The 15,703-nt window shown below is 41.1% G+C and carries 14 protein-coding genes; 8 read left to right on the plus strand and 6 right to left on the minus strand.

All coding sequences use genetic code 11. The annotated features are described in order from the left end of the window. Positions 1-207 precede the first annotated feature (207 nt). Positions 208-2,007 carry an excinuclease ABC subunit UvrC gene (gene uvrC, locus FTU98_RS00425; RefSeq protein WP_004975832.1) on the minus strand — a complete coding sequence of 600 codons (1,800 nt, stop codon included), beginning with the start codon at positions 2,005-2,007 and terminating at the stop codon, positions 208-210. 185 nt (positions 2,008-2,192) lie between these two features. Here uvrC and FTU98_RS00430 point away from each other — a divergent pair, with 185 nt between their 5' ends. Then, positions 2,193-3,257, plus strand: coding sequence for an AAA family ATPase (locus FTU98_RS00430; protein ID WP_179997292.1), 1,065 nt, complete (start codon positions 2,193-2,195; stop codon positions 3,255-3,257). Between the two features lie 401 nt (positions 3,258-3,658). Here FTU98_RS00430 and FTU98_RS00435 read toward each other — a convergent pair whose 3' ends face one another. Both FTU98_RS00435 and FTU98_RS00440 read right to left on the minus strand, forming a co-directional pair. Then, the gene (locus FTU98_RS00435; protein ID WP_004975829.1) at positions 3,659-4,075 is read right to left on the minus strand and encodes a PH domain-containing protein; all 417 of its coding nucleotides are present in this window, start codon (positions 4,073-4,075) and stop codon (positions 3,659-3,661) included. A 321-nt stretch (positions 4,076-4,396) separates the two neighbouring features. Next, positions 4,397-5,224 (minus strand): hypothetical protein, encoded by an 828-nt coding sequence (locus tag FTU98_RS00440; protein ID WP_228262063.1) that lies wholly within the window; start codon positions 5,222-5,224, stop codon positions 4,397-4,399. A gap of 584 nt (positions 5,225-5,808) precedes the next feature. Here FTU98_RS00440 and fadB point away from each other — a divergent pair. Together fadB and fadA are read left to right on the plus strand one after the other, a co-directional pair. Continuing rightward, positions 5,809-7,962, plus strand: a complete 2,154-nt coding sequence (fadB, locus tag FTU98_RS00445) for a fatty acid oxidation complex subunit alpha FadB (protein WP_179993495.1) — start codon at positions 5,809-5,811, stop codon at positions 7,960-7,962. Positions 7,963-7,974: 12 nt separating this feature from the next. After that, positions 7,975-9,147 (plus strand): acetyl-CoA C-acyltransferase FadA, encoded by a 1,173-nt coding sequence (fadA, locus tag FTU98_RS00450; RefSeq protein WP_004975824.1) that lies wholly within the window; start codon positions 7,975-7,977, stop codon positions 9,145-9,147. Between the two features lie 145 nt (positions 9,148-9,292). Here fadA and FTU98_RS00455 read toward each other — a convergent pair whose 3' ends face one another. Next, positions 9,293-9,565, minus strand: coding sequence for a hypothetical protein (locus tag FTU98_RS00455; protein WP_004975814.1), 273 nt, complete (start codon positions 9,563-9,565; stop codon positions 9,293-9,295). Between the two features lie 108 nt (positions 9,566-9,673). Continuing rightward, positions 9,674-10,423: a hypothetical protein gene (locus FTU98_RS00460; protein WP_104852942.1), complete on the minus strand. Its 750-nt coding sequence runs from the start codon at positions 10,421-10,423 to the stop codon at positions 9,674-9,676. 253 nt (positions 10,424-10,676) lie between these two features. Here FTU98_RS00460 and FTU98_RS00465 point away from each other — a divergent pair, with 253 nt between their 5' ends. Further along, positions 10,677-11,378 (plus strand): DsbA family protein, encoded by a 702-nt coding sequence (locus tag FTU98_RS00465; RefSeq protein WP_004975810.1) that lies wholly within the window; start codon positions 10,677-10,679, stop codon positions 11,376-11,378. Positions 11,379-11,550: 172 nt separating this feature from the next. Here the strand turns inward: FTU98_RS00465 and FTU98_RS00470 are convergent, their stop codons facing one another. After that, positions 11,551-11,751: a dodecin family protein gene (locus tag FTU98_RS00470; RefSeq protein WP_004975809.1), complete on the minus strand. Its 201-nt coding sequence runs from the start codon at positions 11,749-11,751 to the stop codon at positions 11,551-11,553. Between the two features lie 374 nt (positions 11,752-12,125). On the opposite strand from FTU98_RS00470, the gene FTU98_RS00475 reads away from it, so the two are divergent. The 4 genes from FTU98_RS00475 (at position 12,126) to FTU98_RS00490 (ending at position 15,568) form a co-directional block, all read left to right on the plus strand. Continuing rightward, a complete protein-coding gene (locus FTU98_RS00475; protein ID WP_019836107.1) occupies positions 12,126-12,290 on the plus strand; it encodes a hypothetical protein in 165 nt (54 codons plus the stop codon). 327 nt (positions 12,291-12,617) lie between these two features. Next, complete coding sequence (locus tag FTU98_RS00480; RefSeq protein ID WP_104852940.1) at positions 12,618-12,797, plus strand: hypothetical protein; 180 nt, start codon at positions 12,618-12,620, stop codon at positions 12,795-12,797. A gap of 10 nt (positions 12,798-12,807) precedes the next feature. Continuing rightward, on the plus strand, positions 12,808-14,328 hold the full coding sequence (locus tag FTU98_RS00485; RefSeq protein WP_167845724.1) for a hypothetical protein: 1,521 nt from the start codon (positions 12,808-12,810) through the stop codon (positions 14,326-14,328). Between the two features lie 94 nt (positions 14,329-14,422). Further along, on the plus strand, positions 14,423-15,568 hold the full coding sequence (locus tag FTU98_RS00490) for a hypothetical protein (protein ID WP_180050046.1): 1,146 nt from the start codon (positions 14,423-14,425) through the stop codon (positions 15,566-15,568). Positions 15,569-15,703 lie beyond the last annotated feature (135 nt).

A 15,703-nucleotide genomic window follows, 5' to 3' on the forward strand; every position in this document is an offset into this window, starting at 1 on the left:
TGTTGTGGTTGATATTACAGGGTTTCGATCTGATGTGAATGTTCAATGACGACAGAGTCAATGCACTTTTTTGCTATTTACCTTTGTAGAAAATACTGCTTTTTATGCAGTAAATAGGGTCTGTTGACAATTCGTCTATGTTTGCGACGTGAGAGATATATCTCGCAAGATTTTTAGCTAATATAAGGCATGAGGCAGGAAATTTAGTCATTCATGCAGCACTTTATAAATCGTACGCGCCATTACTTCACCCAGTCCAGGTACTAAAGTCAACTCTTTTTCAGAAGCTTTCAGGACACCTTGTATGCCACCAAAATGGGTGAGTAAATCACGACGACGTTTTGGCCCTAAGCCCGGAATCACTTCAAGTATTGATGAGCCACGTTTTTTATCGCGCTTGGCACGGTGCTTGGTAATTGCAAATCGGTGTGCTTCATCACGTACCTGCTGAATCAAATGCAGCGCCTTATGATCTTCAGGCAGCTGAATTTTGCTGCCATCGGTAAAATGTAGCGTTTCTAGACCAGGTTTGCGTCCTTCGCCTTTGGACACCCCAATCATAAAGGCATCCAATCCTAACTCCTGCATGACCTCCATCGCCATATTCAACTGCCCTTTACCGCCATCAATCAGCAATAAATCGGGCAGCATGGCTTTTTTATAACGGCGCGTTAAAGCTTGGCGCATGGCAGCATAGTCATCTCCAGCCTGAATATCCTGAATTGAAAATTGTCGATAATCACGTTTGCGAATACCACCACTGTCAAATACCACGCAAGATGCCACAGTGTCTTCGCCCATAGTGTGCGAAATATCAAAACATTCAATCCGATCAATCGGGCGTCCAACCACTTGCTCTAACTGATGAAAACGCTCATTTAATTCAAAGTGATTGGCGAGTTTACCTTTAATGGCATGCTGCACATTCATTTGTGCCAATTCTTGCCACTCGGCACGGGTTTCACGCACTTTATGTTTAATTTGAATTTTTTTATCGAAGTGTTGCTGTAAGGCTTGTTCCAACTCTTTGCAATCTGCCACTTCCACATTAACAATCAATTCCGCTGGAATTTCATCGGCCACCTGAAAGTAAAAGTTGGCAATAAAATCGGCCAACATTTGCCCCAAATCATCGCCCAACATATCAGGAAAATAGCTTTTACCGCCCAGCATTTTGCCATTGCGCACATGCATAATTTGCACACAGGTCACACCTGCCTGATAAGCAATTGCGATAATATCGGCTTCGCCTTTGAGTTTATAAATGGCTTGCTGTGCCTGCACATCACGCAACAAAGCCATACGGTCACGGTAAAAGACTGCTTTTTCAAATTCCAACGCTTCGGCTGCAGCTTCCATTTTGGCAATCAATTGCTGATTCAGTTCTTTACTATCGCCCTGTAAAAATCGAATCGAATTATTAACATCTTCTTTATATTCTTCGGGCGAAATCAATCCTACACACGGTGCCGAACAGCGTTTGATCTGATATTGCAAACACGGACGCTGCCGTTGAGCAAAATAACTGTTTTCACACTGCCGCACATTAAACAGTTTTTGTAACACCACCAAAGTATCGCGGGCATTGTACGCACTCGGATAAGGCCCAAAAAACTTGCCTATCTGATGCTTGCCTTTGCCGCGTCCACTGGCAATACGCGGATAAGGCTGATCTGCCGACACAAAAATATAAACATAGGACTTATCATCGCGCAGCATAATATTGTACGGTGGACGATGCAGCTTAATCAGATTTTGTTCAAGCAATAACGCTTCAGTTTCGGAACGCACCACCAAAGTTTCAATATCATAAATACGCGCCACTAAAGCCTGCGTTTTAGGATGCTCGATGGTTTTGACAAAATAACTCGACACTCGGTTTTTTAAATTTTTGGCTTTGCCGACATATAACAACTCCCCGTCTTTACCCAACATACGGTAAACCCCTGGCAATTGGGTCATATTTGCCAAAATTTTCTCGATATGCTCACCTGCGTTTGGGTTCACGAGTCATCCTATTCTTGCTACATTCTTTACATGATGTGCTGCTTTATCTGATTTTTTCAAGCTTTATCCTGTGGCATAGCGCATGATCTATCCACTAAAACGATCAGCTCAGTGCTAAAAACGATCAGTCGGCAACACAAGATTTGCTATGCTCAGGCATCTTGTCAGCAGAAGGAAAGTGCAGGATGACGACCGCACCACACGGCATACCGACCATTCAATCCGCAACGTCCCAGCCGATCAGTACACATCAGTATGTATCCGCCAAAGACCGTTTGATTGGCAAGCCGCGCTTTCATTTTGAACCTACACAAGTCATGCAATTGTTACGTCAACGGATTATTGGACAAGATGCAGCGCTGAATAAAATCGAAAAAATGCTGTATGTGGTCAAGGCCGATTTCTCCAGCACAGAGCGACCACTTTCAGTGACTTTAATGCTTGGCCCGACAGGTGTTGGCAAGACCGAAACGGTGCGCCTGATTGCCGAAGCCATTTATGGTCGCCCCGATGCCTTCTGCCGCATTGATATGAATACCTTGGCGCAGGAACACTATGCGGCTGCACTCACAGGCGCGCCTCCTGGCTATGTCGGCTCTAAAGAAGGCCATAGTTTATTTGATGAAACTGCGATTGCAGGTTCGCACACCCGCCCAGGCATTATGCTGTTTGATGAACTGGAAAAAGCCTCAAGCGAAGTGATACGTGGCTTAATGAATGTGCTAGATACAGGCAAACTGACCCTGACTGCAGGCACCAAAACCATCGACTTTCGCAATTGCATGATTTTTATGACCAGCAATGTGGGGGCTCAAGCCGCACAACAATACTTAGATAAATTGAATCTGTTGCCGCAAAAAGTACAACAACTGTGCTTAAAACGCATGCCCACACAACGGATCATTGAAAAAGTCATGCAGCGTAAATTTGACCCTGAATTTTTAAATCGGATTGACCGTAGTTTGCATTATCAAGCGGTATCTGCTGATGCCCTGCCGCAATTGGTTGAAATTGAATTGGAAAAGTTAAACCATCGCCTGCAGCATCAACAGCGCCAAGTCGAACTCACTGCAGCAGCTAAAGCCTATTTTTATCAGGGGCATGATATTCGTTACGGCGCGCGGCATTTGGGGCGTAAAATTCGTACTGAACTTGAACCCATTTTAGCTTTATATTTTTTAAAGTATCCTGAAAAATCGGAAATATGTGTAGATTGCAGTGCAAATCAATTGCACCTCAAAATAGAATAAGCCCGCGACTTATGCTGCGTGAATCTTGAGAATGCCGCTCTGCTCATCCTCAAAGTTTTGATGCTTATTTTTTGCTTTAAAAGCCTAGGGTCTGTTGACAATTCGTCTATGTTTGCGACGATGCATATTTTTTAGCTGATATAAGGCATGAGGCAGGAAATTTAGTCATTCTAAATGACTGACTCATAACGCAATAGCAGCAAAAAATATGCTCGTCCTTCGCTGCGCCTTGCGCTGCAAACAAAGCAGTGCTTGTTTTTGCTCAGGCTGTGGCTAAAACTTTCTCAGATTGCGTTATGAAACTTGGCAATAGTCTCGCTATTCCCTGCGTTTCATGCCTGATCTGCTCAGTTTTAGCCTACAGCGCAAGCCATTTATGAAATGTCAACAGACCCTAGGGATTAGTCGGTAATTTCCATTCCCAAGGCTTGACTAAATTTGGTCTGATCTTTAGGTGAAACCAATACAAATTTTGGCTGCCCCGCTTGAAGATAATCAATTTTTAAACGCTTCAGCGACAAAGCAGGTGACGCTACCGAATTATTGGTTTTAGATATTTTTTGAATACTGTCGCGCGGAATATCCCATTTTAAAAACATGCAACGGATCTGCAAGCGTTCTGCATCGACCTGATAGCGCGTATTGAACACAGGCCACCACAACACAAAAATGGTAATGAAATACACCCCTGTGTGCACAGGAAATGCTGGCATCGTGCCTTTGGCGTACATGGTCAGCAATAACTGAATCAATAGACCAGACATACAAATCACAAAAGCCAAAACCCACCAATCTTTTTTAGAACGAAACGTTTGCATAAAAATTCCCCTATTTGCTTCATTCTATACATAAAAGTAGGCGGGAATTAAAGCACGTTGCTGAAATTTCTCAAAAATGTCATAAAAAACGCCCCGAAAGGCGTTGTGATGCTTTTAAACGCACTCAGTAGCCACAGATACAGGTAAGTCATACTTAATACGACTATCTTTTGAATTAATAAAAGCGGTATAAATATTAGGGGCTATATGTTCACATGCTGAAATCTTTACTACCCCTGTACTTGTCGCAAGGCTTCGATAACTCGCTAAATTAGAGCCTATTGTAGATGCACAAGTTGCAGCAGCCGCAGCCATAGAGACTTATTGCGCGGCACTACTGGGAGTATCAGATCCCTCAATTAAACGAGTTTCAGTAGAAGTTATCTCCGAAAAATTTAATAATTTTATTATCCGATTTCCTGTTTTAGTATTAGCACCTTTATCTACTTCGGCTAACTTAATCTTAAGGTTATTCCTTCCCTTGATATAAGGATATATATCAAGCATTGGAAATTTCTTACCTACGTTATGCTCAGCAATAGTAAATAGTTGAGGTTGAGCCAAGAATTTAGATGGAAAAGTAATCGTACTTTTACTATTCAGATTAATCGACTGATTAAACTTTGGATCAATTAGATAATATTTTAGTTCAGGGTTAAAAGGTAACGCAGTACTGGCTACTGGAAAGTAGCGCAATACACCATTTCCTTTACTGGTTTTATCTAAAACAATATATAAGTTCTGTCCTTGATATTCAGGATCAATTTTTACAGTTTCTTTAAACTTTAAATTCCCTTCAATTGATTGTTTACCTGTAGTCGGTTCAAAGAAAACTTCTCTAATTTGTTCATTATTTGGAATTAATACGTCTGCGACTAGTTGCCCTCTCGTGGTACTACTATTTACAACAGGTACATACTTATTAACATCGGCTTTCCAACAAGCAGTTGCTGAACACAAAGTGAAATTAGAAATATTAATCTCCCCAGCATCATTATTACTAGAAACTGTTAGATTAACCCTCAAGCGAGACATACTATCTCTTTGAATGCCCTTGTATCCTTCTAGATTTTGGGATGTAAACGGAGGCAAAGCTGCTAAGACGGATGTCGATGATACTAGTAAACTCAATGCGAATAGTTTTTTCATTTTTTATCACTTATTTAATTTTGCTCATTAAATATTAAAGTTTTTATTTAACATTTCCTTTAATAAATGTAATTTGATTGTTACCTACCAAATCTCATTCCATAATTCTTTTTAGGCTCGTTTATTTCTTTAACTTGCTGACTTACATTTCCAATGCCTGTAGAGCTAAGCAAAAAATAAAAGACCACATTGCAAGTCACTGCCTAAACTACCCATATCTACCGACTTCATGCTTTAAAACTTATAATCAAAACAAGGGATTGACTTTTCTGCCCACAACAACCCACTGATAACATCTATTTATCAAGCTTTTCTAAATCAAAAACACAATACAACCTGATTAAAAATAAAAGAGAAAACAATCACTTTCATCTTGCTTTAAACATAGGATTTTAAGATCGGGTCAAAAAGCAATTCCGTGCTATGAGAAAAATCATGACCCTTGCGTCACGGCTTGATACAACTTGCTATATTTTTTTTCGATATAGTTATCGTAAGATTAGCGAGGCATATATGTGTGCAGGACTATCGCACACGCTTCATAACATCAACTTAGAAGTCCTCCAAAATAAAGGAGATCAGGCATGATCCACGCTGGCAATGCCATTACCGTCCAAATGCTTTCGGACGGAATTGCAGAATTCCGCTTTGACTTACAAGGTGAGTCGGTCAACAAATTTAACCGTGCAACGATTGAAGACTTTAAAGCTGCGATTGAGGCTGTTAAAGCAAACAATGAAGTGAAAGGTTTAATCGTCACTTCTGCAAAATCAACCTTTATCGTGGGTGCAGACATCACCGAATTTGGCGCAAACTTCGCTCAAGGCGAACAAGCTATTGTGGATTGGGCATTGCCTGTTCACGACATCTTCAATGCTTTTGAAGATTTAGAAATTCCTAAAGTTGCTGCAATCAATGGTATGGCATTGGGCGGTGGCTTTGAAATGTGTTTGGTATGTGACTACCGTGTCATGTCAGACCAAGCACAAGTGGGCTTACCAGAAATCAAACTCGGTATTTTCCCAGGCTTTGGTGGTACGGTTCGTTTAAGCCGCGTTATTGGTATCGACAATGCGGTTGAATGGATGGCAATGGCCAACCCTAAACGTCCTGATGCTGCACTTAAAGACGGTGCTGTAGATGCTGTAGTTGCTGCAGATCAATTACAAGCGGCTGCGCTTGATTTGGTTAAACAAGCCATTGCAGGTCGTTTGGACTGGAAAGCAAAACGCCAAGAAAAATTAGACCCAGTGAAATTGAACCCACTTGAACAAATGATGGCGTTCAACACTGCAAAAGGTGCGGTATTAGCCAAAGCGAATCCTGCACAATACCCTGCACCAAAACTCATGCTTGATTCTTTACAAGCAGGTGCAAGCTTGCCACGTAATGACGCACTCAAAGCGGAAGCGGAAGGCTTTGCTAAAGCTGCGGTAACGCCACAAGCAGGCGCGTTGATTGGCTTGTTCATCAACGACCAAGTGGTGAAGAAGACCTCGAAAAAATATGAAAAAGGTGCGCATCCTGTTAACCAAGCGGCTGTACTCGGCGCGGGTATCATGGGTGGTGGTATTGCTTACCAAGCGGCAAGCAAAGGCACACCAATTATCATGAAAGACATTGGCAATCCACAATTGGCATTGGGGATGTCTGAAGCAAACAAATTGCTGACCAAGCAAGTTGAACGTAAAAAAATGACACCTGCCAAAATGGGTGAAACTTTGGCACGTATCCGCCCAACTTTAAGCTATGACGAGTTTAAAGAAGTAGATATCGTGATTGAAGCCGTGACTGAAAATCCGAAAGTCAAAGGCATTGTGTTGGCTGAAACTGAAAAATCAGTACGTGAAAACACCATTATCGCGTCAAACACATCAACCATTTCGATTACACGTTTGGCAGAAAACCTACAACGTCCAGAAAACTTTGTCGGCATGCACTTCTTTAACCCAGTGCACATGATGCCATTGGTAGAAGTGATTCGTGGTGAAAAAACTTCACCTGAAGCGATTGCGACTACTGTGGTGCTTGCTCAGAAAATGGGTAAAACACCAATCGTAGTGAATGACTGCCCAGGCTTCTTGGTGAACCGCGTATTGTTCCCTTACTTTGGTGCATTCGACTTGTTACTTAAAGATGGCGCAGACTTCCAGCAAGTTGACAAAGTCATGGAAAAATTCGGCTGGCCAATGGGCCCTGCTTACCTGATGGACGTTGTTGGTATCGACACGGGCGTTCACGGTGCAGAAGTCATGGCAGAAGGTTTCCCAGACCGCATGAAGCCAGACTATAAAGGCTCAATCCAAGTCATGTACGAAAACAAACGTCTTGGTCAAAAGAATGACGTAGGTTTCTACAAATATGAATTGGATCGTAAAGGCAAGAAAGCCAAAGTGGTCGACCCAACTGCGTATGAGCTTGTAGCATCTGTCGCAACATCTGAAAAGCGCGAATTTGATGCACAAGAAATCATTGACCGTATGATGTTGGCTTTCTGTAATGAAACAGTACGTTGCTTAGAAGACAACATCGTGGCGACACCATCTGAAGCAGATATGGCGATGATTATGGGTGTAGGTTTCCCTCCATTCCGTGGTGGCCCATGCCGTTATATCGACCAAACAGGTGTTGCTGAATACGTTGCGCTTTGCGACAAATATGCACACTTAGGAAAAGCTTACGAAGCGCCACAAATGTTGCGTGACATGGCTGCTAACAACAAAAAATTCTACGGTTAAGGAGCAACGTGAATGGCTACTTTAAATCCACGTGACGTTGTCATCGTTGATGGCGTACGTTCTGCAATGGGTAAAACCAAAAACGGTATGTTCCGCAATGTACGTGCTGACAGTCTATCGGCTGAATTGGTTCGTGCTTTAGTTGCTCGTAACCAGTTTGATGTCAACGAAGTTGAAGATGTGATCTGGGGCTGTGTTAACCAAACCCTAGAACAAGGTATGAACATTGGTCGTAATATTGCTTTATTGGCTGATCTTCCAAAAACAGTAGCGGGTCAAACTGTAAACCGTCTGTGTGGTTCTTCAATGCAAGCGATCCACACCGCTGCGGCACAAATTGCAACCAATCAGGGTGATATTTTCATCATTGGTGGTGTAGAGCACATGGGCCACGTGGGCATGATGCACGGTATCGACATCAACCCTGCTGCATCGAAGCACTATGCCAAAGCCTCAAACATGATGGGCTTAACTGCTGAAATGTTGGGTCGCATGAACGGTATTTCTCGTGAAGAGCAAGATGCCTTTGGTGTGGAATCACACCGTCGTGCATGGGCTGCAACGCAAGAAGGCCGTTTTAAAAACGAAATCATTGGCATTGAAGGTCATGATGCAAACGGCTTTAAACAACTATGCGACATCGACGAAGTGATTCGTCCAGATGCTAACCTTGAAGCATTCCAAGCTTTACGTCCTGTATTTGATCCGAAAGGCGGTACCGTAACTGCGGCGACATCTTCAGCATTGTCTGATGGTGCTTCTGCTATGTTGCTTATGTCTGCTGAACGTGCACAAGCATTAGGTTTGAAACCACGTGCGGTGATTCGCTCTATGGCCGTTGCAGGCTGTGATGCAGCAATCATGGGTTATGGCCCAGTACCTGCAACGCAAAAAGCACTTAAACGTGCGGGCTTGTCAATTGCAGACATTCAAACCTTTGAATTAAACGAAGCGTTTGCTGCACAAGGTCTATCTGTTCTAAAAGGCTTAGGCATTTATGATCAGCAAGATCGTGTGAACTTGAACGGTGGTGCAATTGCACTCGGTCACCCATTGGGTTGTTCAGGTGCGCGTATCACCACCACGTTGTTGAACGTGATGGAACAACAAGACACGCAAATTGGTCTTGCGACCATGTGTATCGGTCTTGGTCAAGGTATCGCGACAATTATTGAGCGTGTGTAAAAAGTCTTCGTAATAAAAAAATCCTCGCATCATGCGGGGATTTTTTATTTTGTTGTTTTGAGCTGTTCTAATTTTTAAATTTTATTCTTTTGCATTGTTATCTTGAAGACTAGATGGCTGATCAGTTGTGATTTACCTGCACGGCTTAAACCAACAACTCCCCCATCAACCATGTCATATAGCGTTCTTTATCCATAAAGTCTGGGGCGCTGCCTGTATCCAAGCAATAATATTGTTGATTAAATTCAATCACAATTTGTTCAGTCTGATGCCAATCTTCAACCAAACGAAAGTGCTGATTAAAGAAGTAACGGTTCTTGCCCCAATTATTTAAATTTTCGAGTTTCGGGTAGTTTTTATTTTCTAAGAATTGCAAATACAGTTGTTGAATATCATCAAAGACTTGAATGCTGTTCATATTGGACCTGCCTAGCTGAGCAATTAAATCAACAGGCACAGTTTAGGCAAGAGATTTGAACGGCAGATGACATTCTTTTGACAATTTGATGTAAGGATTTGCCAGACCTTACAACTTGCTTTCCAGTGCCCGCTGATGCTGCTGAGTGATCTCTTGCATTTGCGTATTGAGCTGCACCATCTCTTGATATACCGCATTAAATTCTTTCAAGGCTGCATCTTCATAGAACATGAAGGTATTGTTTTTGAGCTCCCATTTATTGTTTTTTAAAATTGCAAACAACACATACGCCTTACCCAAATTTTTCTTTTCCAATTCAAATAATGCGTGTCCTTGGTCATTATGGCGGCTTTCTAGCAAAGATTCTGCTAAATGACGGCGCAAATTATGATTGATTTCAAGATTCTCAATCTGCTCCAAAGCCATCGCTTCATGCTGTTCTAAATGTTCCTGATACAGCTCTACCATGGCACGTACTTGCACCAACATGGCTTCGGTATCAGCATAGTCTTGTTTTTTATCTGCAGCAAGTCGTTGAGGATCTAAAAACTGATCCCAATTCAAGGCTTTTAATTCACGTAAATAGCTATTGCGCGCTTCGGCACTTTGCACCATGTGACTCAAGACAAAACTCGCCATAATTTGATAGTCGCCATCTAAACGATTATCTTTTAAGTCAATTTGAATCGGCTTAGACCAATCCTGTGCCTGTACAAAAATTTGTTCGGCTTTTTCATAAATCACATTTTGATAAGCATGCAATTGAGTGACTTGTTTTTGCTGCTGTTGATATTGATAAAACATCCCGCCAAAAATCAGCAGCGTTGCACATCCTATAATTAGCACTATACGCCGCATGCGTGCCCTCTTATTTTTTAGTATTTGCAATATCTTAGCGTGAAGCCTGTCACATTTGTATAGCATTTTATGCTTATTTTCTAATGCAGCCATTAGAATATAGTGAAATAAATCAATTCATTTATGCCTTTATATGATTCTGTATCCATGACGCTATTTGATCAGATGCTCAAAAATAAGTTTAGCATCGCTTTATGCTTTAAATTTTATGTAACATCCCCATCTTAGTAAAAAACAGAATTTGAGATTGTTCATGCGCGTTGATATTTGGTCAGATATTGTTTGCCCGTTTTGCTATATCGGCAAAAAACGTTTAGAGGCTGCTGCTGAAGAAGCAGGTGTAGAATTAGAAGTGCATTGGCACAGCTTTGAACTTGATCCAGATGCGCCACCGCGTCAGGAAGTGTCCAATTCAGAGCGTTTGGCACAAAAATATGGGCGCAGCCTTGCCGAAGTAGAAGACATGCAGCGTAATATTGCCGAAATGGCAAAAGCTGAAGGCATTGACTTTCAATGGGAAAATGCCAACTCTGGCAATACCTTTAATGCCCATCGCTTGGTGCATTTAGCGCAAAGCAAAGGCTTGGGCAGCGAAGCCAAAGAGGCTTTTTTCTATAGCTATATGACTCAAGGTTTGGCAATTGGCGAGCGTGAAACACTAGAAGATGTTGCATCACGTATTGGGCTGAATCCTGTAGAAGTGGATGATGTTCTAGATTCTGACGAATATGCCGACTTTGTAAAATTTGACCAAGAAGTTGCACGTGAACAATTAAACGTCACTGGCGTACCGTTCTTCGTATTTGATCAGCGTATTGCTTTAGCAGGTGCACAGCCACGTGAAGTCTTTGTGCAAGTTCTGCAAAAAGCCCTTGAAACAGCAAGCGAGCTAGAGCTTGAAGATGCAGCAAGCTGCGATGCAGAACAATGCGATGTGTCTGAACCTAAAGCTTAAGATTGAAATACAGACAAGGCTGAATAGTGTTCTTCCGGCTGATTAGACGCACAAAAAAATCCCATTACGGGATTTTTTTGTGCTTTTAAAATGGGTCAAAGTTCCAGCTTTGCCCCGCAACCATGCTTCGGTTAGTTGTCATCTTACTATGCTTCGTTAATGAAGCGAGGTGTTATTCAACCAAGAAGCTGATTTTTAAATTGACCCGATACTCCGTGATTTGATTGTCTTTAACCACCACTTTTTGTTCGTTAATCCACGCCCCTTGGACATTTTTAATTGTTTCTGTCACTTTAGCGATTCCAGTCTGAATCGCGTCTTCAAAACTTTTTGTACTGCTTGAATTAACTTCAACTACTTTTGCAATTGCCATGATTTTCTCACTGTCCTTTATCGTTATTGGAATTCCATCATAGATTAAAAAAACCGCATTTTTAGACTGTTTAACCAATCACAGCCAAAACATTACATGATTTCACACTGTCAAAAACTGTCACCATTCACCCGCATTTCAGACTTATCTAAATACAAATTTTGCAGACATCTCAACCATTTAAGCCTACACAAAAAACTAGAGCTAAAACTCTAATATATTGTTTTATATTGCTATTTTTAAAATAATTGCCGAAATGATCATTTTGTAAATTTTAAACTTTGTTATGATTCATGTGAATTTTTTATTTCGTTTGATCTCCCTACGATGTCTATTCTTCTGCCTAGACATTAACACTTTGGATGGATATTCCCATGAATATGTTTAAATCTGTTTTGATGGTTTCACTTTTAGCAATTGCTGCAAATGTATCTGCTCAAATTGTGCATGTACCTGATTTTCCAACTCAAAAAGTGAATACAGAATCGGCTGCATCTGAAGCTGTTGTAAATGAACCAACTTCGCAAAAGGCAGCTTAAGTTACGCGTTTTATCCACTAATTTTAGCTGTATTAATCTCTCCCATTTCTCTCCCCAAACAGCAGTCTAAAGCAGGCTGCTGTTTGTTTTTCTAATGCTAAATTTGCTTTAAATCGTCCATGCAACATCTAAAAACTGTGTTCTACCCAATTGCTAATACTTTTTTGGCACTGCGATTTAAATTTTTTTGATTATTTTTCATATAAAAAGCGCATTTTTTGTCAATAATGTCTAAAAAAGCACAAAAGCTGACAATTTTTAGCATGTATTTTTTAATTAAATCCATATAATTAAAGTGATTTTTTTTCATTGCTATAGCAGATGCCTATGCAACAACTTCAAGCACTTATACAAAGAAAAATTCCACCTCAAGCGATTGAGGTCAACCATTTAATAGAATTAGCCAAACACTATCCTCAACCACAATCGGCAGAATATAAATTGATTGAATTGGCTCTGAATATTGTCTTGGCAGATTATTTGGAAAAAGCACAACAACATATTTAAGTATGCATCAATGAATACACTAGAAAAATCACTGTTGATTAAAGAATTACACGACTTGATTGATGCTTTAACGCATAAAAGACTCAGTCTGTATGAAACAGCCAAAGCCAAAGCACGCATTAAAGAAATTTTTATGCTGTGCGATAAACCGATTTTTCAAAAACAGTTGCTCACATTTAAAGCCTCACAAAATCCAATTCAAACTGCGGTAACTTTTGCAGAACAAAGTTTATATGCACAATCTTTTCGTGGCGTATTTACACAACTTGAAGCACTTGAAACAGTACTTTATCAACAGCCTGAAGCAGGTTGGGCGATTTTGTATCAACCGAGAGCAGGTTGGCAAATTTGGTTAATTCCTGCTGCTGACCGCACTGCTTTACTAAGTGAGTTTCAAGATTTAGAGCAGGTCTATCGCTGGATGTTGGAACAGCAGCAACAATATCACTGCCTTCAAACCGATGCAGAACTCAAGCAAGCTGCTGTGCTAGAAGCTGCTCAAACTGTAACGATAGAAGCAGCACAAACTCAACCAATTTTTGCCACTGTAGACCCAGAAGAAAATAAAGCTGCAGATCCGCCAATTCAATTTGACTTTATTAGAGACCACATCGCTACAGAAGAAGTTGCCTCGTCTGATACTCAAGTTTTGGACGTGGCTAAAGATGAACTTACAATTGAACCGACAGCAGACCAAACGATCATTTCCAATGCAACATTGGATATAACTCAGCCTGATGCAACGACAATAGATACTGCCCAGATGACGGCTGGCACGCAAAAACCAAGCGTCAACCCAGCTTATAATCTATTGTTAAGCCAATATAGTTGCCCCATTTCTGCGCTCAATCTTAGCCAAAATGAGTCAGCACAGTTGTATCGGGTCTTTTTGCCTGAAGCGCCAGAAGTCACGCAATATGCCGATGTATTGGTGCATTTGTCTGATCCCGAAGAAGATCAGCAACAGGTGTTGGCGCGTGCGGTATATTTGGCAGAACAAACCAATACGCAAGGACGCTTTATTAAATATGTGGTACTGCTTGGCGCATTAGATCAAATGCAAGCGATTCGTTTGACTCAAAACTTTTGCCAACAGTTTGAACATGAAATTGCAGCAATACGTGAAATTTCTTGGGAAAAATTACAAGAACATTTATTTGATTTCGATCAGCTTTTTCAATGCTATAGTCATGATGCTCAAATCGTGTGGCAGCAAGAGCATTATTTTCCTTTCATTCCGATACAGCACATTCAAACTACTAAGTTTATTCAGTTTGAAGAAAGTGAAGCACAGAGTCATACCCCTTTGATTTTACTGAAAGAACGACAAAAAATTCGTGTGATTCATGGTCAAAAGCGCTTACAACTGTCCCGTACTGAACAAGCTATACCGCACATTTTATTAGATCGACAACAAGGTATTAGTTGGCAAATGATTCAAAAAGTCATCTCCCAATTACAGCAACCGATTGATGCTTTGCAGTTATGCCAAGCACTTCAAATGTATCAAGAAAAAGAGGTTTCTGCCTAAAAACTGCCGTTTATATTATGATTTTGTAGCCAAGTCTTGCTTTTATCTCATAGATTTTCAACACTAACAAAAATGGCTTAAAGATCAGTAAATAATGTCAAGAATAAAGCACACATCGCCTTTTATATTAAGCTGTCTCTTAAGTGGGGTCGTAGGCATCACTTTTGCACAAGAATCAACTCAAGCAGTGGATCAAGCCCATACGTCACTGCCACCTTATGAATTGCCTGTCGCTCCGCCAAGTGCAGTAGATAAAAGCAGTTTTTATTACACGATTCCACGTTGGATTGATGCTACACCGACGGTGTTACCCGAACAATCCAATGAACCCATTGTACCTGCCACCGCAGAAACGGAACATTTAACTTGGTTCGATCAACGTCAAAAAAATATTCGCAACTGGGCAGATAAAACAGCACATAAACTGGATAACTGGTTTGGTGAACCAAGTCCTGAACAGCCTGCCTCAGCCACTTTGCGGGTTTTGGTCGATAGCAGTTGGGATAAGCATAATGAATATGAAGTCAAACCTCGTATTCGCGGGAAAATCAAACTGCCTACGCTTGAAAATAAACTCAGTGTGGTCTTTGGTGATGACTCGCTCGATAACGAATTGCAAAATAACGTCGCCATTACCAACGAAAACCCAGCGCATGATGCAGACAAAACTGTAGACAGCAAACGTAGCCGTGAAGACAACAGTTCTCTGGCATTACGTTGGTCGAACTTTGCCGAGCGTCTACCTTTTGAAACAGATGTCGATTTAGGGGTACGTTCTGGCGATGATATTTATCTGCGTTTAAAAGCCTCTAAAGACTGGACTTTGGAAAATGATTTCTCTTTTCATGCCGAACAAATTTATCGTTATGGCATCGACAGTGAAAATTATCTCAGAACCAACTTGGAGCTCACGCACGCACGCCCCAATCAGGCTTTCTTGTCCAATCAATTTAGCCTGACCTATGCCGATGAACAAGATGATGATTTGGTTTGGGACAACTACACCTTTAGACAACATCAATTCTTTGCAGGCAACCGCTTTAACTATGGCATTTATACAGGCGGTTATTATCACGATGATGACTTACGTTTAAATCGTTGGGGGCCATTTGTCTCTTGGCGTCAACCATTTTTACGTGAATGGTTCTTTATTCAGGGCGATGTCAATTATTTAAATGATGATCGCGCAGATCGTAATCATTATCTCGGTGCTTTAGTGCGTTTAGAAGCCATTTTCTAAACAGGTAACATCTACAATCAAGCCAAATTAAAAAACCAAGTCTTGCGAACAGGACTTGGTTTTTTTGCAAGATGATCTTGCAAGATGACGATGCATTATTTGTACAACGCATCATCGATCATGTTCATGCGAAAG

It is taken from the genome of Acinetobacter sp. YH12211 (genome assembly GCF_013418015.1).
Classification (GTDB): domain Bacteria; phylum Pseudomonadota; class Gammaproteobacteria; order Pseudomonadales; family Moraxellaceae; genus Acinetobacter; species Acinetobacter towneri.